Below are 20,089 nucleotides of genomic sequence, written 5' to 3' on the forward strand. Positions count from 1 at the left end.
TCCACAAAATAAAAAGAAAGCGAGGAATGAAAAATGGCATTAGGTTTATTGCTAGTTTTATTTATGGGAATGAGTATCATCAGTATTCTGGGGTTGGCACTTTTATTTCTGATCAAAGGGAAAAAAGGACAGAAGGCCGTGTTTTATTTTATGGCGATATGGGGCATGGTCATTGCATGGATGACAGCTAACAGCTATCCCACCAATTATATCAAGGAACAGATGCTCTCCTGGGGGTTTGGCGCTTTGGCTGTGATTGCCCTTTTGGTACAGCTTTGCGGCAAAAGTGAGAAGGCCTTCCTGACAGCGAAGGGATTGGCAGCGGCATCGGTCGTGCTGGGAATGGCCGCTCTCTTTGTTCTTTGATAAAAATTGGAAAAATAGCTTTTGGGAGAGTATAGCCCAGGGAAAAGGCGGATTTCTCACCCAATTTTGGGTACTTCAAAAGAACAAAAACGCTTTGGATGAAAATAGAAAAGCTCCTGCATTTGCAGGAGCTTTTTGTGTGCGTTCCCGGAAGGCAAGACAGAATAGCCAGAAGGAACTTTTGAGAAATCAAGAGGTTCTTTTGATTGTTTTTATTTACATTTTTTTATATATCGCTCGGCGCGGAAAACTTCTTCTTCCGTAAATGCGTAACGGCTGTTCATTTGCAAGAGCCTTTTGCAGATGGGAGAGAGAAAAGCCAGCCAATAATTCAAAATGATCCACACAATGGCCAGCAGGAAATCTGTCCCTTGGTATAAATGCTGCCCCCAGGTTTGGACGAAATAACAAATGGAAACAGGAAGCAGACCAAAGAGGGATGTGATGAGGCCGGGATTATAAAAATCCCGAAGGGCGATATTAAAGACGACCCCGTGCATCAGAACTTCGGCAAATGCAAAGAGGACAGCGGCAAGGGTCAAAAAGCGGACATCAGGCAGAAAGAATGGCAGAATATACACCAAAACAGCAAAGCATAGGTTCCCATACATGGCGGAGACTTGATTGAAGGGCCAGTTTTGCGGATTGGTATCTTTGATTTGCCGTTCTACCCGCATGCCTTTGTTTGCCTTTCCTTTTTTATGATTTTCTGGGGCAATGCTTTTTCGGAGATTCAGAAATTTTTAATGGCATCGCTGATGATATTGCCGGTGCATCAGTTTGAAGAATACGTTTTGCCGGGCGGCGGCCCAGTGGTCATGAACAGGGTGTTTTATGGAGAAAAAGAACTTTATCGGCAATATCCGGGTAACTGGAATTCTATTATGGTTGTGAACCTTTCCGCTTATCTTTTTTATATTTTGGCGCTGGTTTTTCCGGATATCCTTTGGCTGGGGATTGCTACAATGCTGTTCAATCTGTTTCAGGTATTGGGGCACATCCTTGAAATGAACATCAAGATGAAAACATGGTATAATCCGGGAATGGCCACATCGCTGTTTTTGTTTCTGCCCATCAGCATTTCTTATTTTTCTTATCTTTTGCATCACTGCACCGTTACCGGAAGGGATTGGATCTTTGGCGTGGGGATGCTGCTGCTGATATTGGTGGTGACCATCCTTTTGCCGGTGCAGACCATGAAGAAGAAGGATTCTCCCTATCAGATTCCGGAATGGCAGATACAGCAGTTTGAAAAAGTGCGGGCATTTGCGTCAGTGGGAGGCAAACAAAAATAATATGCTATCTGGCAACGCCGGATTGGCAGGATAGCTTCAAAAAGCGGGGAAAAGCAAGACAGAAAAACAAGGAGGATTTCTTGAGAAATCCTCCTTGTTTTTTGTATATAGGCTTTCCGAAAGGGAATCAATCACTCCTTCGCTTTTGTGGATAAAGAATTGGCAAAGTTGGGCAGCCCCGCATTTATGGAAAACAGCAGAACTTATCTGCCTGTAAGATTTATTTCCGAAGGGCTTGACGCTGAAGTGCAGTGGAATGCACCGACACAGCAGGTTTTCATTTATCCTGATAAATAAAATAGCGTAACGATGAAAAGCCCGTTGGCATAGCCAATGGGTTTTTCGTATTATTGCTGCCGCAGCAATAGAAAAACAGCTTTTTTGATAGAAAGTATCTATTTTTGGATAGATGTTTTCGATATGTCAAAAAAGTGCTGTTTTTTTTGTCTATTTTTTATAGATGGTGTTTCTCCATGACAAATTGTTTGAATTTTTGCACTGCGGGGGGCAGATAATGGTCTTTCAAGGTAGCCATATAGAAATTCCGTTCCCAATAGGGATAGGAAATCTGGATGATCTTCACATTCAGGCGGAGCAGCTCCTCCATATAAGGCACCACGGCGATGCCGAAGCCCTGGGCCACCAAACCGGCAATGACCTGATCTTCCTGAATTTCATAAGCGATTTGGGGGCGTTTGCCGATTTTGTCGAAAAGCTGATCGATGACCACCCGCAGGCCGGAATTTTCCGCAAAATAAACATGGGGATAGGGCAGGGTTTCCGTCAGGTCGACGGTATAGCGGTTGGCCAGGGGGTGGGCCCTGGGAACGATGAGCACCAGATCCTGCTTGGAAACGGGGATAAATTCAATGGATTTTTCTGAATCGATCTTTGTGCAGAAGACCATGTCAAATTTGCCGTCCTTTAAGCCCTGCAGCAGGGGCTGAGAGACGCCGCTGTGAAATTGGAAGCGCACATTTTTTCCCCTTGGATCCCGCAAAAAATCTGCCGCCAGCTCGGGGATAAAGGAAATACCCAGGGTACGCAGAAAGCCCAATTCGATGACACCTTCGCCCCGGGCGATCCGTTCCATGGTCTGAATGCCGCTGTCCAGAATTTCCAGGGATTTTTCCACATAGCTGAGGAACTGCCTGCCTTCCTTCGTCAGGGAGGAGGAGCGGTTTTTCCGTTCGAAAAGCGTGACGCCCAATTCCGCCTCCAGCTGGGCAATGGCATGGCTCAGGCTGGGCTGGGCGATACAGAGCTTTTCGGCAGCTTTGCCGAAGTGGCTCGTTTCCGCAAGGGTGACAAAATAACGAAGCTGATATAGATTCATTGATTCATTAGAACTCCTTTCTTCAGATTTCTCTTATGGAAATAGCATATTAATCTTATTTTTTATATCCAGTATAGCATACGACATAGACAAAATCTATCAAAATATAACAAATAATCAATTTGTGCTTTGGAAATTTCTGAGATACACTGAGCCTGTAAAACAACAGCGGCGCCGAAATACAAACGAGAAGGAGAATCTTTTTATGGAGATTTCAGGAAAAACAAGGCTTTTGGGGTTGATTGGTTCCCCAGTGGAACATTCCAAATCCCCGGCCATGTATAACTACTGTTTTGAAAAATGGAAATTGGATTATAAGTATCTTGCCTTTGATGTAGCTAAAGATAAGACAGAAGATGCCATCCAAGCCTTCCGTACCTTTGGGATGAAGGGGGCTAATATCACCATGCCCTGCAAGCAGGAGGTGCTGCAGTATCTGGATAAGATTTCCCCGGCGGCCAAGCTGGTGGGCGCCTGCAACACCATCGTCAATGAAGATGGCGTGCTGACAGGATATATCACCGATGGCGAAGGCTATGTGGAAAACCTGCGGCAGGAAGGCGTGGAGATCAAAGGAAAGAAAATCACGATCCTAGGGGCCGGCGGTGTTTCCTCTGCCATTCAGGCCCAGGCATTGCTGGACGGCGCCCGGGAGATTGCTGTATTCAACAAAAGAGATGCCTTCTGGCAGATGGCGGAGAAAAAAACAAAAGAATATCAAACTGCTTTTCCGGAACAGAAAATTACATTATTTGATCTGGATGATGCAGAACGGCTGGCGGAGGAGATCAAAACCAGCGATATCCTTTCCAATGCCACAAAGGTGGGGATGCATCCCTTGGAGGATGTCAGCCTGATTACAGACAAATCCCTATTCCGCAAGGAACTGGTGGTAACAGATGTGGTTTACGACCCGGAAAAAACAAAGCTGCTGCAAGAAGCGGAAGCGGCAGGCTGCAAGGCCATCGGCGGCCTGGGCATGCTCATCTATCAGGGCGCAGCCGCGGCAAAGCTTTACACCGGTTTGGACATGCCTGTAGAAGAAATCAAACAGAAATTTTTTGCAAAGTAAGAGAAAAGAGGGGAAAACATGAATCAGAAAAAATATTATCCGACGGCGATCGCATTGTATGTGACCTATTTCATTCTGGGGATTGCCGTAACCATCATGGGCCAGTATAAACAGAACTTTGCGGCCATGTGGGGTGCGAATCAACTGGCAGACGGCACCTTCGATGTCAGCAAGGTCATGGCGATCATTGCGGCAGTAGGTCTGGGACGCCTGATTGCGTTCCCCTTCGCGGGGCCATTCTCCGATAAATACGGCAGAAAGCCCAGTGCTCTGGTGGGCGTTGTGTTCTTCGCTGTATTCTTTATCGGCATTACCTTTACAACAAACACTGCATTGGCCTATGTGTTGATGATTTTCAGCGGCATGGCAAACTCCTTTTTGGATACCAGCATCACTCCTTCCTGTATGGAAATTTTCAAGGAAAATGGTGCCATTGCCAACCTGTTTACGAAATTCGCCATTTCTATGGCTCAGTTCCTGCTGCCCTTTATGATTACCTTTGTGGCAGCAAAGGATATGTCCTTCCGAACCCTGTATTTCCTGGCGGCGGCGATCATCATCATTGATGGTATTTTCCTGGCAATCCTGCCCTTTCCTCCCAGAGAAGAAGCCCCCAAGGCGGCAGACGGCAAGGCAGAAAAAAGAAAAATAAAGCTGACACCCTCTGCCATTCTGTTGGTTTGCATTGGCTTTACGGCATCCACCACATTCATGCTGTTTATGAACTGCAATCAGGAATTGGGTCTGCTCTATGGCATGGCAAATCCCTCTATGATTCAGTCCTTCTATTCTGCAGGTATCATCTGCGCGGTACTGCTGACATCCGTATTGATGAAAAAGGGCCTGAAGCCCATTCGTGTTTTGGTCATCTATCCCGCGGTAGCTTTCTGCTCTCTGCTGCTGATGTATTTTGTGCAGATTCCTCAGATCTGCGTGGTGGGCGGCTTCCTCATTGGCTACTTCGCAGCCGGCGGGGTATTGCAGCTGGCAACCTCCACAGCCAATGAAATGTTCCCCAGAGATAAAGGGAAAATCACTGCGGTAGTTATGATCGCCTCCAGCGTTGCCAACTACGCGGTATTGAATGTGGCCAGCCTGCTGACAAGCATTGGCGGTGCGGAAGGCCCTAGATATATTCTGCTGTTTAATGCAGTGGTAACAGCCATCGGCGTTGTATTTGCCGTTATTTTGAACCTGCGCTTTGAAAAGGACGCCCAGTAAACCGATCAACTTATTTACAAAAGAAAAGGGGAACAAAATGGAAAAAGAATTATCCTGCCTGCGGAGCATCATCGCGGACTGTGACCAGAAGATCACAGCGGCGCTGAAAACAAGAATGGAATGCATCGAAGGCATCATTACCTATAAAAAAGAAAACGGCCTGCCCGTTTTGCAGCCGGAACAGGAAAAAAAACAGATGGAACGAGTGGCAAAGGATGTTGCAGGAACGGTTTTTGAAGAAGAGATCCTGCAGGTTTTTGCGGGCATCATCGAAAACAGCAAGCGCATCCAGGCCAAAACCCTGTTTGATAAAAATATCCTGCTCATCGGCTTCATGGGAGCGGGGAAAAGCACCGTTTCCGCCAAGCTGAGCGAATTGCTGGCTATGGAAATCATGGAAATGGATGCTCATATCCAGCAGAAAGAGGGCATGACCATCAAAGAAATCTTTGCAGTCCACGGAGAGGAATATTTCCGCAACTGCGAAAGCAATACCCTCATTGAATTGCGGGAACGCAAGCACATGGTGGTTTCCTGCGGCGGCGGCGTGCCCCTGCGGGAAAAAAATGTGGAACTGATGAAAAACAGCGGCTATGTGGTCTGGCTGACAGCAACGCCGGAAGCCATCTATGACAGAGTGAAGGACAGCACAGAGCGTCCCCTGCTCAACGGCAATATGAACATTCCGTTTATCCAAAATCTGATGGAAAGCCGCAGAGAAAAATACGAAAGAGCTGCGGATATCATGGTGGATACCACAGGGAAAGAGATTCAGGAAATTTGTGAGGAACTGCTGCAAAAGCTTTCCGCACTGAGAAGATAAAAAGCATAAAAGGAAATGTAAGGAGGAAACAACATGTCTAAAAAATATCCTATTACGGTCAGCTCCTGGACATTGGGCGACAAATGCACATTTGAGGAAAGAGTAAAAGCAGCAAAAGAAGCAGGCTTTGAAGGCATCGGCCTGCGGGCGGAAACATACGTAGATGCCCTGAACGAAGGCCTGTTTGATGAAGATATTCTGGCAATTCTGGAAAAATATGATATGAAGGTCACAGAAGTGGAATATATCGTCCAGTGGGCGGATGATGTGCGCTCCTATGAACAGAAATACAAAGAACAGATGTGCTTCCACATGTGCGGATTATTCGGCGTGAACCACATCAACTGCGGCCTGATGGAAAACTACTCTGTAGAACACACAGCCCAGAAGCTGAGAGAACTGTGCCACAGAGCCGGCAAATATACCATCGGCGTGGAACCCATGCCCTACAGCGGCCTGCCCGATGTGAAAAAAGCATGGGCCGTTGTGAAAGAAAGCGGCTGCGAAAATGCAAAGCTGATTTTGGACAGCTGGCATTGGCTGAGAGCAAACCAGCCCGTAGATCTTTCTGTTCTGGAGGGCATCCCTGCGGAAAAAATCGTTTCTGTTCAGATCAACGATGTTTATGACAGACCCTATGCGGATTCTATCCTGCGGGATGAATCCATGCACGACAGACTGGCCCCTGGCACAGGCTGCGGCAACACAGAAGCTTTCTGCCGTATGCTGAAGGAAAAGGGCATCGAACCCAAGGCTTTGGGCGTAGAGGTAATCAGCGATGCCATTCTGGCAAAGGGCGTTGCAGAAGCGGCAAAATATAACTTTGAAAACACCATAAAGGTACTGAAAAATTCCTGGCAGGAAGCCATGCCCGAATGAGAATGCAGAAAAAAACCAGATAAAGGAGGAAATTTGGTATGAAATTTGAAAAGATGTTCCAGCCCATCCAGATCGGCCCTATGACAGTGGCAAACCGTTTCGTCATGTCCCCCATGGGCAACAACTTCGCCAATACAGACGGCACCATGAGCGAACGCTCCGCATCCTATTATGGCGCAAGAGCAAAGGGCGGCTTTGGGCTGATCACATTTGAAGCAACCGTTGTATATAAAGAAGCAAAGGGCGGCCCCAGAAAGCCCTGTCTCTACGATGACAGCACCATCAGCAGCTTTCAGGCGGCCATCGCAGCCTGCCATCAGGCGGGGGCAAAGGTTTCCATCCAGCTGCAGCACGCCGGCCCCGAAGGCAATACAAAAATCACAGGCTTCCCTCTGAAGGCAGCCAGTGCCATCCCTGCGGCCTGCGGCAGAGAAACACCTCAGTCCATTTCCAGAGAAGAACTGTACCGCCTGATCGAATGCTATGGTGATGCAGCAGTCAGAGCGAAAAAAGCTGGTGCTGATGCGGTGGAAATCCACTGTGCCCACGGCTATCTGGTCAGCACATTTATTTCTGCAAGAACCAACAAACGGGTGGATGAATTTGGCGGTTCTTTTGAAAACCGTATGCGCCTGATCAAGCTCATCATTGAAAATATCCGTCAGAAAACAGGCAATTCTCTGGCAATCCTCTGCCGCATCAATGGTACAGACGATGTGGAAGGGGGCCAGACAGCTCAGGATGCAGCAGCAGTGGCTTCCTATCTGGAAAAGGAATGCGGCGTAGACGGTATCCATGTTTCCAGAGCCGTCCATCTCCATGATGAATGTATGTGGGCGCCCAGCCTGATCCACGGCGGCTTTAGTGCTGATTTCGTTTCCGAAATCAAGCGGGCCGTTTCCATCCCCGTTATCACCGTAGGCCGTTACACAGAGCCCCAGTATGCAGAGCTGATGGTGGCAGAGGGCAGAGCAGATCTGGTTGCCTTCGGCAGACAGAGCATCGCAGACCCGGAAATGCCCAATAAGGCAAAGGAAGGCAGACTGGATCTGATGAATCCCTGCATCGGCTGCCTGCAGGGCTGTGTGCCCAATATGTTCAAGGGCGAACCCATCACTTGCCTGGTAAACCCTCTGGTAGGCAGAGAAGCAGAACTGACAAAGGCAGAAACAAAGAAAAATGTGATGGTCATCGGCGGCGGCCCCGGCGGTCTGTATGCGGCATTTACAGCAGCTTACAGAGGCCATGATGTAACTCTCTATGAAAAAGGCGATATTCTGGGCGGTAATATGCGCTTGGCTGCATATCCTCCCGGGAAGGGCGATATCACAAACATGGTAAGAAGCTATATCGCAAAATGCGAAGCATATGGCGTAAAAATGGTGATGCACACAGAAGTGACACCTGCAATGGTGGCAGAAGCAAAACCCGATGCAGTTATCGTTGCCACAGGCTCCAATCCTCTGGTACTGCCGATCCCCGGCATCAATGATACCGGTGTCATCCATGCCGGCGATCTGCTGGATGGCAAGGCTTCTGTAGGCAAAAAGGTTCTGGTTGTGGGCGGCGGCATGGTTGGCTGCGAAGTGGCAGATTTCCTGGGCGAACTGGGCCATGAAGTATCCGTCATTGAGCTGAGAGACCAGCTGGGCCCCGATGTCATCCCCGAACACCGCAAATTCCTGATGAAGGATTTCGGCCAGTATCATGTAGCTGGGGTAACAGGTGCAAAAGTATCCCAGTTCTTCACAGACGGTGTTTCTTATACACTGGCAGATGGCACCGAAGGCAGACTGGAAGGCTTCGACAATGTGGTTCTGGCTATGGGCTATCGCAATAACGATACCATCAGCGAAGAAATCAAGAAGATCGTTGCGGAGACTTATGTCATCGGTGACGCTGTCAAGGCAAGAAAAGCACTGGACGCAACAGCCGAAGGGCTGAATGCAGCTTTAAGTATCTAAACAAAAGAAAAAGGAGGAAAAAACAATGGAAAAAAGAATCAGCGGAAGAACAGGCATGTACTGTCTCATCGGTACCCCCGTAGGGCACAGCGGTTCCCCTGCCATGTATAACTATAGCTTTGCCCAGACAGGTCTGGACAATGCATATCTGGCTTATGATGTACCCCTGGAAAGAACAGAAGAAGCCGTCAACGCCCTGAAGGTGCTGGGCTGCAAGGGCTTCAATGTAACCATGCCCTGCAAAACAAAAGTGGCAGAGCTGGTGGATGAGCTTTCCGATGCGGCAAAGCTGATCGGTGCCTGCAACACGGTTGTTATCAAAGATGGCAAGCTGTACGGCAATAACACAGACGGCATGGGCTTTGTCAAAAACCTGAGAGAAAACGGCGTAGATGTAAAAGGCAAACGGATGACAGTGATGGGTGCCGGCGGCGCGGCTACAGCCATTCAGGTACAGTCTGCTTTGGATGGTGCGGTAAAAATCTCCATCTTCAACAGAAAAGATGAATTTTATGCCAATGCGGAACGCACTATGGCAAAGATCAAAGAAATGCTGCCCCAGTGTGAAGTGAACGTATACCCTCTGGAAGATACAGAAAAGCTGTACGCAGAAATCGCAGACAGTGATATTCTGGTCAATGCCACAAAGGTAGGCATGAAGCCCCTGGATGACCAGACACTGGTAGAAGATGTATCTGTATTCCGCCCCGACCTGGTAGTAGCGGATGCAGTCTATAATCCCAAGGAAACAAAATTCGTGCAGTCTGCAAAGGCAGCGGGCTGTAAAGTTGCTGTCGGCGGCATTGGTATGCTGCTGTGGCAGGGGGCGGCAGCCTTCCACCTGTTCACAGGCAAGGATATGCCTACAGCTGAGGTGTATGAACTGTTCTTCAAATAAACAGACCTCTGAAAGCATACCATGGGCAGCGAGCCTGCATGACTCAAAATACCTTCTCCATTCAAATATAAAATCAATATAGTAAAAAAGCTTGTGTATAAGACTATTCTAAATATTCCCTAATCCATAAATAAAAAGCCCCTGATTCCGAAAAATCAGGGGCTTTTGCTCAGTAAGAAATCAGCTGTTTTTGAAAACTTCCCGATCCAGTGCGTTATTCTGGTGGGCAACGATGGTGGTGCAGACAGCATCACCGGTGATATTGACAGCGGTACGAGCCATATCCAGAATACGGTCGATCCCCATGATGAGCCCGATGGCTTCCACGGGCAGGCCGATGGAGTTGAATACCATGGTCAGCGTAACCAAACCGACACTGGGAACACCGGCAGTACCGATGGAGGCCAAGGTAGCCGTACCGATAACGGTCACATAATCGGCAGGGGTCAGGGTGATACCAAAGGCCTGGGCGGCGAAAACAACAGCTACGCCCTGCATGATGGCGGTACCGTCCATATTGATGGTAGCCCCCAGAGGGACGGTAAAGGAAGAAATTTTCTTGGAAACGCCCATTTTTGCCGCCAGTGTATCAATGGACAGGGGAATGGTCGCATTGGAGGTGGCTGTGGAAAAGGCGAAAGCCATGACGGGAAAGAAATTCTTGATGAACTTGAAGGGGTTCAGACCGGAGAAAATCTTCAGCAGACCCAGATATACTACAAAGCACTGGACACACAGAGCCAGCAGCACGCCGATCATATATTTCGCCAGAGGCAGGAAGGCAGAAAAGCCGATCCCTGCGAAGGTTCTGGAGATCAGGCAGAATACGCCGATGGGAGCCAGGCTCATGACCATCATAGTCATTTCCATCATGATATCGTTGAACTGGCTGAAGAAATTGGCAACGGTTTCTGTTTTTTCCCCCAGCTTTGCCAGAATGACACCGACGATCAGGGCAAATACGATGATCTGCAGCATATTGCCGTTGGCCAGTGCGCCGATGGGGTTATCGGGGATGATATTCAGGATGGTGGAGGCCATAGAGGTAGCTTCCATGGTCTGCACTTCTGCTGCATTGGCGGAAATGGCGGACATATCCAGCCCCACACCGGGGTTCAGGAGATTGCCCATGGCCAGAGCCACGCAGATAGCAAGGGCTGTGGTGGTAAGGTAAAATGCCAGGGTCCGTACACCGACAGTCCCCAGTTTTTTCGTATCCCCGATGGACATGCTGCCGCAGACGATGGAGCAGAATACCAGAGGAACCACCAGCATTTTCATCAGGCGGATAAAGCCCTGCCCAACGATATATAATACCCCTTCTATCAGGATATCATCTTTGATATGCCCGGAGGGTACGGCATAATGCAGCACCATACCAAAAATTGCACCAAAAATCAGGGCAATAAAAATTTTTGTTGTCAAACCAATTTTCTTTTTTGCTTTTTTTTCTGTATTTCCCATTGTTTCACCCCTCCAAATATTCTTTCAAAGATTCCTGCCATGTGGGCATTTCATATACATCGATGATGCGGAGGATAAAGTTGTCCAATACCGCATAGGCGGGCCTGGGGGAAGAAACTTCCCCGGAGGAGCCGGGCTGCAGAACCACAGACTTGCCTGCCAGCTTTAAGATTTCCTGGGCAAAGGCGAAGCGGCTGCATTTGCCCTTGCAGGTGGCATGATAGGTACCATATTCATTGGTGTGGATCAGATGCAGGATGATGCGGGCCAGATCCAGGGCACTGGTGGGGGAACCATACTGATCGGCGGGGATGGTAAGCTCCTCTCCCGTAAATTCCAGCAGGTTGTTGACGAAGTTTTTGCCGCCTTTGCCATAAACCCAGTTGCTGCGGATGATGAAATGTTTATGGGTAAATTCTTTTACATAGTTTTCCCCGGCTCTTTTGGAGCGGCCATAGACCGTCAGGGGGTGGGTGTCGTCAAATTCTGTATAGGGAGTGCCTTTTTTTCCATCGAAAACATCGTCGGTGGAAAGCTGTACGATTTTTGCATTGTGCTTTCTTGCCACCAAAGAAAGATTGCGGGCGCCCAGGGCATTGACCCGATAGGCCAGCTCGGGGTTTGCTTCGCACAGGTCTGTATCGGTGATGGCGGCGCAGTTGATGATGACATCAGGGCGCTGGATTTCCCCATAGCTTAATACCTCTTCCGTATGGGTGATGTCCAGTTCCTCTTTATCGGTGCAAAGGACTTTCAGTTCTGTCGTATCCAGCACAGCGGCAATGGTTTTGCCAACCTGACTTTCAGAACCGACGATCCATACTTTTAACATAGATATCCCTCCAATATTTTTATATAATCTACCAAATTATACAGGAAAATACAGGAATATACAAGACAGGAATTCTCATTTGGGGATTTGCGGAAAAGAAAATACAGGTTTGATTCATAAAAAAGAGATGAGCCTTTTTGCAGAGACAGCGTCTGATTTATGTTTCATGGTTTTCTTGCGTGAAATGCAGCCGGAAGGTTGATTTTTCCCATAGGTTTCTGCTGCCTGCTTCGGAAAAGAAAAGGATGGAGGCGGCTGCGGGAAAATAAAAAATTTTTTACTAAAACATTGGATTTCATGGTTGACACTGAAATATATTTCAGTTATAATAACCATCGTGAAAAGAAACAAGCTTCCATATATATTATATTTCCCTTCCCCCTGACCCCGCAGTTCAGGGGATTTTTTTATTTTTTTTGATGCAAAATGACGAAAAGTTTAATAAATCGAACTTTTTGTTTATTTTTGCTTGCATTTGCGTACAGTTTCGGTATAATAATCTGGGTTTAGTAAAAATAATTTCAAAGTTTAGCAATACTAAAACAAAGCAAAGGAGATGCCTGATATGGAAATCGGCAGGAAAATCAAACAGCTTCGCATACAGAAGGGGCTGACGCTGGAAGAGCTGGCCAGCCGCAGCGAGCTGACGAAGGGGTTTCTTTCCCAGCTGGAAAGGGATCTGACTTCTCCCTCCATTGCCACCCTGAATGATATCGTGGAGGCTTTGGGCAGTTCTCTGGCGGAATTTTTCAAGGAAGAAGAGCCGGAGCAGCTTGTCTTTCGCAAAAAAGATTTTTTTGTGGATGAAAGAGAAAATTACACGATCCACTGGATCGTTCCCAATACCCAGAAAAATGAAATGGAGCCCATCCTCATTGAATTGCCTCAGGGCAACGAATCCTTCCGGATGGACCCCCACAGCGGTGAGGAATTCGGCTACGTGCTGGAGGGAACAGTGGTGCTGCTGAACGGGGAAGAAAAATTCACCGTGCACAAGGGCGAGACCTTCTACCTTTCCGGCAAGCGGAGCCATTATCTGAAAAATGAAAGGAAAACAACAGCAAAGGTGCTTTGGGTCTCCACACCGCCTTTGTTCTGACGCAATAATAGGAGGATATGATGAAGAAAAAGCTCATTCAGTTCAAAAATATCGTAAAAAGCTATGAAGACGGCAAAGTAGTTTTAAAAGGCATCAATCTGGATATTTATGAAAATGAATTTGTGACCCTGCTGGGGCCTTCCGGCTGCGGAAAGACCACGTTGCTGCGGATTTTGGGCGGCTTCCTGACGCAGGATGAAGGGCAGGTCATTTTCGATGGGGAGGAGATCACCAATGTGCCCCCCTACAAAAGAGAGGTCAACACCGTATTTCAGAAATATGCTCTGTTCCCCCACATGAATGTATATGATAATATCGCCTTTGGGCTGAAGCTGAAAAAGGAACCCAAGGATATCATCGAGCAGAAGGTCAAACGTATGCTGAAGCTGGTAAACCTGGAGGAATACGCCGACAGAAGCGTGACAGCCCTTTCCGGCGGGCAGCAGCAGCGTATCGCCATTGCCCGGGCTTTGGTCAATGAACCCAGCGTGCTGCTGCTGGATGAACCCCTGGGTGCCCTGGATCTGAAGCTCAGAAAAGAAATGCAGCATGAACTGAAAAAGATTCAGCAGGAGGTGGGCATCACCTTCATTTATGTAACCCACGATCAGGAAGAGGCCCTGACTATGTCCGATAAGATCGTTGTCATGAAGGAGGGGGAAATTCAGCAGATCGGCACCCCTACGGATATTTATAATGAGCCTGTCAATGCCTATGTTGCCAACTTCATCGGGGAAAGCAACATCATCGAAGGCATGATGATAGATGATTATAAGGTTGTATTTGAAGGCAGACGCTTTGACTGTGTCGATAAAGGCTTCGATAAAAACGAAGTGGTGGATGTTGTTATCCGCCCCGAGGATTTGGATATCGTTCCCCGGGGGCAGGGCAAGCTGAAGGGCGTAGTCAAATCCGTTCTGTTCAAGGGCGTTCATTATGAGACAATGGTGGAAACAAAGGTGGGGACGGAAATCACTGTAAAAATGATGGTTTCCAACGACAGACCCGTTTATAACGAGGCTGCCAATGAAAAAATGTCCGCCAACGACTTCTATCTGGATGTGGATGACGTAGAGGAACTGGACGAAGCCACCATCATTGCCCGTGCCGATGCCCAGGCATGGAACCCTGACGAGGATGAGCTGATCTCCATCAAAGAAGTGGATTATGAAATCAAAAAGGAAAACGGCAAATATCCCGTAACCTTCTCCACGGCGGCAGGCACTTCCGTAACGGTCAATATGATCGTAAAGGATGAAAACCGTGTCACCAGCGTGGAAAATGAAGAAGAAATCTTTGCGGTGAACTTCTTCAAAAAGGTGGATGAAATTCAGGAATCCATCGCCTTGGAAACTGACCTGAAAACTTGGGCCAATGCCTCTGCCTGGAGCCTGGAGGACGGCACAGCCGTGGAAATTTCCGATATCAAATATGACTTCGACCCGGAAAATATCACACCCGGTGTCTATGATGTGACTTTCGCCACAAAGGGCTATGAGTATAAGATTGATACAACGGACAAATTTGAAGTGGGGGATGAAGTGGGGCTGATGTTCCAGCCCGAGGATATCCACATCATGTCCAGAGAATATTATTAAGGAAGGGGGAGGTTCGGTATGCGGCAATTTCGCAATATGATCTATCCCTATGTGGGCTGGCTGGCGGTTATGGTCGTCGTCCCTATGCTGATGATTTTGTTATATGCTTTTACGACGGCAGGCAACGAAGTGGCGACTATCCGTTTTACGCTGGATAACTTCATCCGCTTTCTGACAGATGCGGTTTTTCTGGACGTTTTGAAGCGCTCCCTCCTGATTGCCATTGCCACAACGGTGATTTGTGTGATCTTGGGCTACCCGATTGCCTATGCCATTGCCAAGGGGCCGGAAAAGAGTGGGTTTTTCTGGGTCATGCTCATCACGCTGCCCACATGGATCAATATGCTGGTGCGCACCTACGCATGGGTGGGGATTTTGCAGGATGATGGCTTGCTGAATGGCTTTTTGGGTTTATTTGGCATTGGGCCTTTCCATATGATCCATACCACCTTTGCCGTGGTTCTGGGAATGGTCTACAATTTTGTGCCTTTTATGATTTTGCAGATTCACGCCTCTTTGGCGAAGATGGATAAAAATTTACTGGAAGCGGCCAGTGATTTGGGGGCCAATGGCGTGCAGTGTTTCCTCAGGGTGACATTGCCTTTATCTCTGCCCGGCGTTTTGAGCGGCATTACCCTCGTGTTCCTGCCGGCGGTATCCAGCTTCTTCATTCCCAAACTGCTGGGCGGCGGTCAGTTTGTATTGGTTGGCAACGTCATCGAAACCCAGTTCCTGACCAGCGGCGATTGGAACTTTGGTTCTGCCATTTCCCTGATTATGGCAGTCATCATTATGCTGTCCATGTGGCTGACCCGCAAGGTGGATACAGACCCTGCGGCCAACGGAAAGGGGGCGTAAGAAATGGACGACAACAAAAAAACAGGCATTTTTGGCAAGATCCTTCTTGCTGCCACCATGATATTTTTCTATCTGCCCATCCTGTATATCATCGTATTTTCTTTCAACGGCTCCCGTTCTTTGACGAAGCTGGATGGGTTTTCCCTGCGGTGGTATGAAAAGATGTTTGCGGACAGTACCATGATGGAAGCGGTGGTCTATACCATTGTGATCGCCATTCTGGCCACCATCATCTCTACCATTGCCGGCACGCTGGCGGCCATTGGCCTTTCCCGTTCCCGCAAAGCCTTGAAAAATATCGTGGAACAGGTGAACAGCCTGCCCATCATGAACCCGGAAATCGTAACAGCCATCGGGCTTTTGATGTTCTTCAGTGCCATTGGCATCAAAAAGGGCTTTCTGACCCTGCTTTTGGCTCATATCATGTTTTGCACGCCCTATGTGATTCTTTCCGTTTCCCCGAAGCTGCGGTCTTTGGACCCCAACCTGGCGGATGCGGCTCTGGACTTGGGGGCCACCCCCCTGCAGGCACTGACAAAGGTCATCGTGCCCCAGATCATGCCCGGTATCGTTTCCGGTGCCCTGATTGCTTTCACCATGAGCTTTGACGATTTTATCATTTCCTATTTCGTTACAGGCAATGGTGTCAACAATATATCTATTTTGGTATATACCATGAGCAAGAGAGTCAACCCCTCTATCAATGCCTTGTCCACGCTGGTTATCGTATTGATCACCGTTGCTCTCATCGTTGTAAATGTAGTGCCAATCATCAAAGAAAAAAGGAGAATGAAGGTATGAAAAAATTAGTTGCTTTGACAATGGCAGCGGCAGTGCTGCTGGCAGGCTGCGGCGGCAGCGGCGGTGCATCCGCTGAAGATGCGGTAGAAAAATATGGTTCCGATACCTTGAAGCTGTATAACTGGGGCGAATACATGGGTGAAGACCTGATCAGCAATTTTGAAAAGGAATTTGGTGTAAAGGTTATCACAGAATATTTCGATTCCAACGAAATGATGTACACCAAACTGCAGGCAGGGGATTCCTACGATGTGCTGGTACCCTCCGATTACATGATCGAACGTCTGATGAATGAAGATATGCTGCAGGAGCTAGATCTGTCTCTGATCCCCAATCTTTCCAATCTGGCAGAGGGCGTAAAAAATCTGCCCTATGACCCCGATAACACCTATTCCGTGCCTTACTTCTGGGGCAGCGTAGGTATCGTTTACAACCACAATAACGTAGACCCTGCCGTAGTGGAGGAACAGGGCTATGAGATCCTGCGGAATACAGATTATAAAGGCAGAATCTATATCTACGATTCTGAACGGGACTCCTTCATGATGGCGCTGAAAGCACTGGGCTATTCCATGAATACAGAGGATGAAGCGGAGATTCAGGCGGCTTATGAATGGCTGCTGGATATGAACAACACCATGGAACCCATCTATGTGACAGACGAGGTTATCGATGGCATGATTACAGGCAGCAAGGATATCGCAGTGGTTTACAGCGGCGACGCAACGACTATTCTGGAAGAAAATGAGGATATGAGCTTCTGGATGCCCAACGAAGGCACAAACCTGTGGAGTGATGCTATGGTCATCCCTGCTAATGCGGAAAATCCTCTGCTGGCCCATGAATTCATCAATTATGTGCTGACCTATGATGCATCTATGAGCAATTCCGAATACGTAGGCTATGCATCCTCCAATCAGGAAGTATTGGATGAACTGAGCGGCGAAGGCGGTCTGTTTGCGGAAAATGAAGCATATCTGCCCCGTTCCGGCTATGAAAAGGATGAGGTATTTGAGGATAACCCTGTGCTGAAAAAGACACTGGCAGAGCTGTGGATCAAGGTAAAAGCAGCAAAATAAAAGACCTTGGGGGCGTTGCCCCCAATTCCCCCCACGAGGGGGTCACCCCCTCGACCCGTTACCGCAGAACCATGTACATGGTTCTGCAAATGGGGGTACAGGGGAATCATTCCCCTGTCAGGGTTTGGGACAGCGTCCCAAGAAAAAGAGGTGATTCTATGCTGAAAGAAAAACTGGAAGAAATGCGTGTAAAAAACGGCAGAATGCCTTTGGTCTGCCTGGGCAACAGCCCCGAAGCCAAGGCGGACTGGCTGGCCGCCGGCGGTGTGGCAGGCCATATGCTCTCCGCCTCTCAGGTAAACGCCATTTTGATGACCGGCGCGGCCTTGCCGGAGGATTTGGCCTTTGAAGGCAGCTTGGCAGAATTCATCCGCCTCTTTCCCCTCCATAACGCCGAGGAAAGCAAAAAACAGGTGAACCGTTTTCTGGAGGGCGGCGTTGCCGAATGGACAGGGGAAACAGCAGACGGCTGGGCATTTTATACCTGCCGTGTGGCGGTTTTGGGCTGCTGCATGGGGGAATATCTCTCCGTTTTGAATCAAAAAGACGCATAAAAAGAACGGTATCGGAAAATGTATCCGATACCGTTTTTTATACCCAAAATTCGCTCAATACTTTGATGAACAGCAATACAATGACGACCATCAACATACCGCGGATCACTTTTGCCCCTTTTTTGATGGCCACCCCGGAACCGATATAATTCCCCAGGATATTAAAAGCCGCCGCAGGAACAGCCACTGCCCAATAAACAGTACCCGCCAAAAGAAACACTACCAGTGAAGCATAATTGGACGCCAGATTTAAAAACTTGGCATTGCCCGTTGCCGTACGCATATCATATTTTAAAATCAAACAGAAAGCGATAAGGGCGAAGGTGCCTGTGCCGGGGCCAAACATCCCATCATAGAAGCCTACCAGAGAGCCGATGAGGAAGGCAAAGGCGTATTTTTTGCCTTTAGAGAAGGCGTGGGAGAGGTTTTCGCCGCCCATATTTTTATTTGCCAGCGTGATGATGGCAACAATAGGCAGAATCACCAGCATCATAGTCCGCAGGGTCTGCTCGTTCAGGAACAGAACGATTTTTGCCGCTATGGCGGAGCAAAGGAACGCCCCTGCCGCCGCTGTCAGCCCCACGGGGATATCTACCATTTTATTGCGGTAGTAGCGCAGGGTGGCGATGGATGTGCCGCAGGCCGCTGCGAATTTGTTGCAGGCATAGACCATGTGCATGGGCAGCCCGCTGAGCATATAAGCCGGCAGGGTGATAAGCCCGCCGCCGCCGGCGATGGAATCCAGAAATCCCGCCAGAAAGCTGGCGATCATCAGGAAGAAAAAACTTTGGGTGGAAATCAGCACATCAAACATGATAAATCCTCAAATCATTCTTTTGTATTTTTTGTTATCTTTTGTTACGGCTTTATTATAGTATGCTTTTTTGGAATCGTCCACCTTCATTTTTATTGGGCTGGGGCCATTGCAAAAAAAGAACGGCGCAAAGCAGCACCGTCTTTCTTCTAAAAGTTATTTTACTTCAATCAATTCATATTCCCTTGTGCCATAGCCCAAAGCAGCGGCAGCTTCGATGGTATGCACGCCATTTCTGGATTCGATTCGTTTGATGAGGTGGGCTTTGCCGGGGTCATCGGATTGATACACCAGATCCAGACAAGCCTGATCGATGGCGATAGGGTCCAGGGAAACCAGAATCCCCATATCGCCCATACAAGGATCCTTGGCGGGGGAACAGCAATCGCAGTCTACGGACATATTCATCATGACATTGACATAAACGATTTCCCCTTTGAAAAATTCGATGACAGAGCCTGCCGCGTCTGCCATGGCTTCCAGGAAGGAATCATGATCTGCCGTCCAAATTTTTTCCACTTCGCTGACACCATGGATATATGCTTTGCCATAGGAAGAAGCAACGCCAATGGAAAGCTGCTTCAAGGCGCCGCCGTAGCCGCCCATAGGGTGTCCCTTGAAATGGGACAGCACCAGCATGGAATCATAATTCGCCAGATTTTTGCCGACAAAATTCTTTTGGATCTTTTTGCCGTTGGGGATGGGCAGTTCCAGATCGGGGCCTTCCGCATCCAGCAGGTCTACCTTGAAATAGTCGTTCCAGCCGTGGTTTTTCAAAAGAGCCACATGTTTTTCGGTGGTATTTCTCTGCCCTTCATAGGCGGTGTTGCACTCTGTTACCGTGCCCTGTACATAGTCGATAACGGGCTTCCAAAAGGGAGGACGCAGAAAATTCTGATTGCCTGCTTCGCCGGAATGCACCTTGACGGCAACATTCCCTTTCAGTTCTTTTCCTGCCAGTTTATATAATTCCAAAACTTTTTCCGGAGAGATTTCCCTGGAAAAGTAAACCTTTGCACCCATAAATATGACCTCCTTTGATTTTGTCTGATAATCAAATAGTAACAAATGTAAAAGGATTTCGCAAGGGACAGAAAAAAATGCCCCCCAAAATTGGGGGATGCCTGCGGATGGGG

At 48.2% G+C, this 20,089-nt stretch carries 20 protein-coding genes and 1 pseudogene; 15 read left to right on the forward strand and 6 right to left on the reverse strand.

Annotated features, from left to right (window positions below; translation table 11 throughout):
• The first annotated feature begins 33 nt into the window (after positions 1-33).
• Positions 34-366 (forward strand): hypothetical protein, encoded by a 333-nt coding sequence (locus ACI39P_RS08185; protein ID WP_439720174.1) that lies wholly within the window; start codon positions 34-36, stop codon positions 364-366.
• Between the two features lie 212 nt (positions 367-578).
• Here ACI39P_RS08185 and ACI39P_RS08190 read toward each other — a convergent pair whose 3' ends face one another.
• Positions 579-1,043 carry an HXXEE domain-containing protein gene (locus tag ACI39P_RS08190; RefSeq protein WP_439720175.1) on the reverse strand — a complete coding sequence of 155 codons (465 nt, stop codon included), beginning with the start codon at positions 1,041-1,043 and terminating at the stop codon, positions 579-581.
• A 69-nt stretch (positions 1,044-1,112) separates the two neighbouring features.
• Between ACI39P_RS08190 and ACI39P_RS08195 the strand changes: the two genes are divergently transcribed.
• Positions 1,113-1,661: an HXXEE domain-containing protein gene (locus ACI39P_RS08195; RefSeq protein ID WP_439720176.1), complete on the forward strand. Its 549-nt coding sequence runs from the start codon at positions 1,113-1,115 to the stop codon at positions 1,659-1,661.
• A gap of 126 nt (positions 1,662-1,787) precedes the next feature.
• Positions 1,788-1,958 carry a stalk domain-containing protein gene (locus ACI39P_RS08200; RefSeq protein WP_439720245.1) on the forward strand — a complete coding sequence of 57 codons (171 nt, stop codon included), beginning with the start codon at positions 1,788-1,790 and terminating at the stop codon, positions 1,956-1,958.
• Between the two features lie 157 nt (positions 1,959-2,115).
• Here ACI39P_RS08200 and ACI39P_RS08205 read toward each other — a convergent pair whose 3' ends face one another.
• Positions 2,116-2,997: a LysR substrate-binding domain-containing protein gene (locus ACI39P_RS08205; protein WP_439720177.1), complete on the reverse strand. Its 882-nt coding sequence runs from the start codon at positions 2,995-2,997 to the stop codon at positions 2,116-2,118.
• Positions 2,998-3,202: 205 nt separating this feature from the next.
• Here ACI39P_RS08205 and aroE (ACI39P_RS08210) point away from each other — a divergent pair, with 205 nt between their 5' ends.
• Genes aroE (ACI39P_RS08210) through aroE (ACI39P_RS08235) form a run of 6 tightly spaced genes read left to right on the forward strand, consistent with a single transcriptional unit; the run spans position 3,203 to position 9,854 of the window.
• Positions 3,203-4,069: a shikimate dehydrogenase gene (aroE, locus tag ACI39P_RS08210; protein WP_439720178.1), complete on the forward strand. Its 867-nt coding sequence runs from the start codon at positions 3,203-3,205 to the stop codon at positions 4,067-4,069.
• Positions 4,070-4,087: 18 nt separating this feature from the next.
• Complete coding sequence (locus ACI39P_RS08215) at positions 4,088-5,290, forward strand: MFS transporter (RefSeq protein ID WP_439720179.1); 1,203 nt, start codon at positions 4,088-4,090, stop codon at positions 5,288-5,290.
• Positions 5,291-5,327: 37 nt separating this feature from the next.
• Entirely contained in the window at positions 5,328-6,113 is a 786-nt protein-coding gene (locus ACI39P_RS08220) for a shikimate kinase (RefSeq protein WP_439720180.1), read from the forward strand.
• A gap of 33 nt (positions 6,114-6,146) precedes the next feature.
• A complete protein-coding gene (locus tag ACI39P_RS08225) occupies positions 6,147-6,992 on the forward strand; it encodes a TIM barrel protein (protein ID WP_439720181.1) in 846 nt (281 codons plus the stop codon).
• A gap of 38 nt (positions 6,993-7,030) precedes the next feature.
• Positions 7,031-8,956 (forward strand): oxidoreductase, encoded by a 1,926-nt coding sequence (locus ACI39P_RS08230; RefSeq protein ID WP_439720182.1) that lies wholly within the window; start codon positions 7,031-7,033, stop codon positions 8,954-8,956.
• Between the two features lie 25 nt (positions 8,957-8,981).
• Positions 8,982-9,854, forward strand: coding sequence for a shikimate dehydrogenase (gene aroE, locus ACI39P_RS08235; protein ID WP_439720183.1), 873 nt, complete (start codon positions 8,982-8,984; stop codon positions 9,852-9,854).
• A gap of 180 nt (positions 9,855-10,034) precedes the next feature.
• On the opposite strand, the gene ACI39P_RS08240 is transcribed toward aroE (ACI39P_RS08235), so the two are convergent.
• Both ACI39P_RS08240 and rfbD read right to left on the reverse strand, forming a co-directional pair.
• Complete coding sequence (locus tag ACI39P_RS08240; RefSeq protein WP_439720184.1) at positions 10,035-11,318, reverse strand: cation:dicarboxylate symporter family transporter; 1,284 nt, start codon at positions 11,316-11,318, stop codon at positions 10,035-10,037.
• A 4-nt stretch (positions 11,319-11,322) separates the two neighbouring features.
• Positions 11,323-12,150: a dTDP-4-dehydrorhamnose reductase gene (rfbD, locus tag ACI39P_RS08245; RefSeq protein ID WP_439720185.1), complete on the reverse strand. Its 828-nt coding sequence runs from the start codon at positions 12,148-12,150 to the stop codon at positions 11,323-11,325.
• A 565-nt stretch (positions 12,151-12,715) separates the two neighbouring features.
• On the opposite strand from rfbD, the gene ACI39P_RS08250 reads away from it, so the two are divergent.
• The 6 genes and pseudogenes from ACI39P_RS08250 to ACI39P_RS08275 all read left to right on the forward strand — a co-directional run bounded on the left by ACI39P_RS08250 (position 12,716) and on the right by ACI39P_RS08275 (position 18,139).
• On the forward strand, positions 12,716-13,249 hold the full coding sequence (locus ACI39P_RS08250; protein WP_439720186.1) for a cupin domain-containing protein: 534 nt from the start codon (positions 12,716-12,718) through the stop codon (positions 13,247-13,249).
• A 20-nt stretch (positions 13,250-13,269) separates the two neighbouring features.
• Positions 13,270-14,283, forward strand: a pseudogene (locus ACI39P_RS08255) (ABC transporter ATP-binding protein); the annotation flags it as partial.
• A 582-nt stretch (positions 14,284-14,865) separates the two neighbouring features.
• The gene (locus tag ACI39P_RS08260) at positions 14,866-15,705 is read left to right on the forward strand and encodes an ABC transporter permease subunit (RefSeq protein ID WP_439720187.1); all 840 of its coding nucleotides are present in this window, start codon (positions 14,866-14,868) and stop codon (positions 15,703-15,705) included.
• A gap of 3 nt (positions 15,706-15,708) precedes the next feature.
• Positions 15,709-16,506 (forward strand): ABC transporter permease subunit, encoded by a 798-nt coding sequence (locus ACI39P_RS08265; protein ID WP_439720188.1) that lies wholly within the window; start codon positions 15,709-15,711, stop codon positions 16,504-16,506.
• A complete protein-coding gene (locus tag ACI39P_RS08270) occupies positions 16,503-17,585 on the forward strand; it encodes an extracellular solute-binding protein (RefSeq protein ID WP_439720189.1) in 1,083 nt (360 codons plus the stop codon). The genes ACI39P_RS08265 and ACI39P_RS08270 overlap by 4 nt, the downstream gene beginning before the upstream one ends.
• Positions 17,586-17,743: 158 nt before the next feature.
• On the forward strand, positions 17,744-18,139 hold the full coding sequence (locus ACI39P_RS08275; protein WP_439720190.1) for a hypothetical protein: 396 nt from the start codon (positions 17,744-17,746) through the stop codon (positions 18,137-18,139).
• A gap of 37 nt (positions 18,140-18,176) precedes the next feature.
• Here ACI39P_RS08275 and ACI39P_RS08280 read toward each other — a convergent pair whose 3' ends face one another.
• A complete protein-coding gene (locus tag ACI39P_RS08280; RefSeq protein WP_439720191.1) occupies positions 18,177-18,953 on the reverse strand; it encodes a TSUP family transporter in 777 nt (258 codons plus the stop codon).
• Positions 18,954-19,109: 156 nt separating this feature from the next.
• A complete protein-coding gene (locus tag ACI39P_RS08285; protein WP_439720192.1) occupies positions 19,110-19,976 on the reverse strand; it encodes a DUF362 domain-containing protein in 867 nt (288 codons plus the stop codon).
• Positions 19,977-20,089 lie beyond the last annotated feature (113 nt).

This window comes from Anaerotignum sp. (assembly GCF_051877975.1).
Taxonomy (GTDB): Bacteria; Bacillota; Clostridia; order Lachnospirales; family Anaerotignaceae; genus Anaerotignum_A.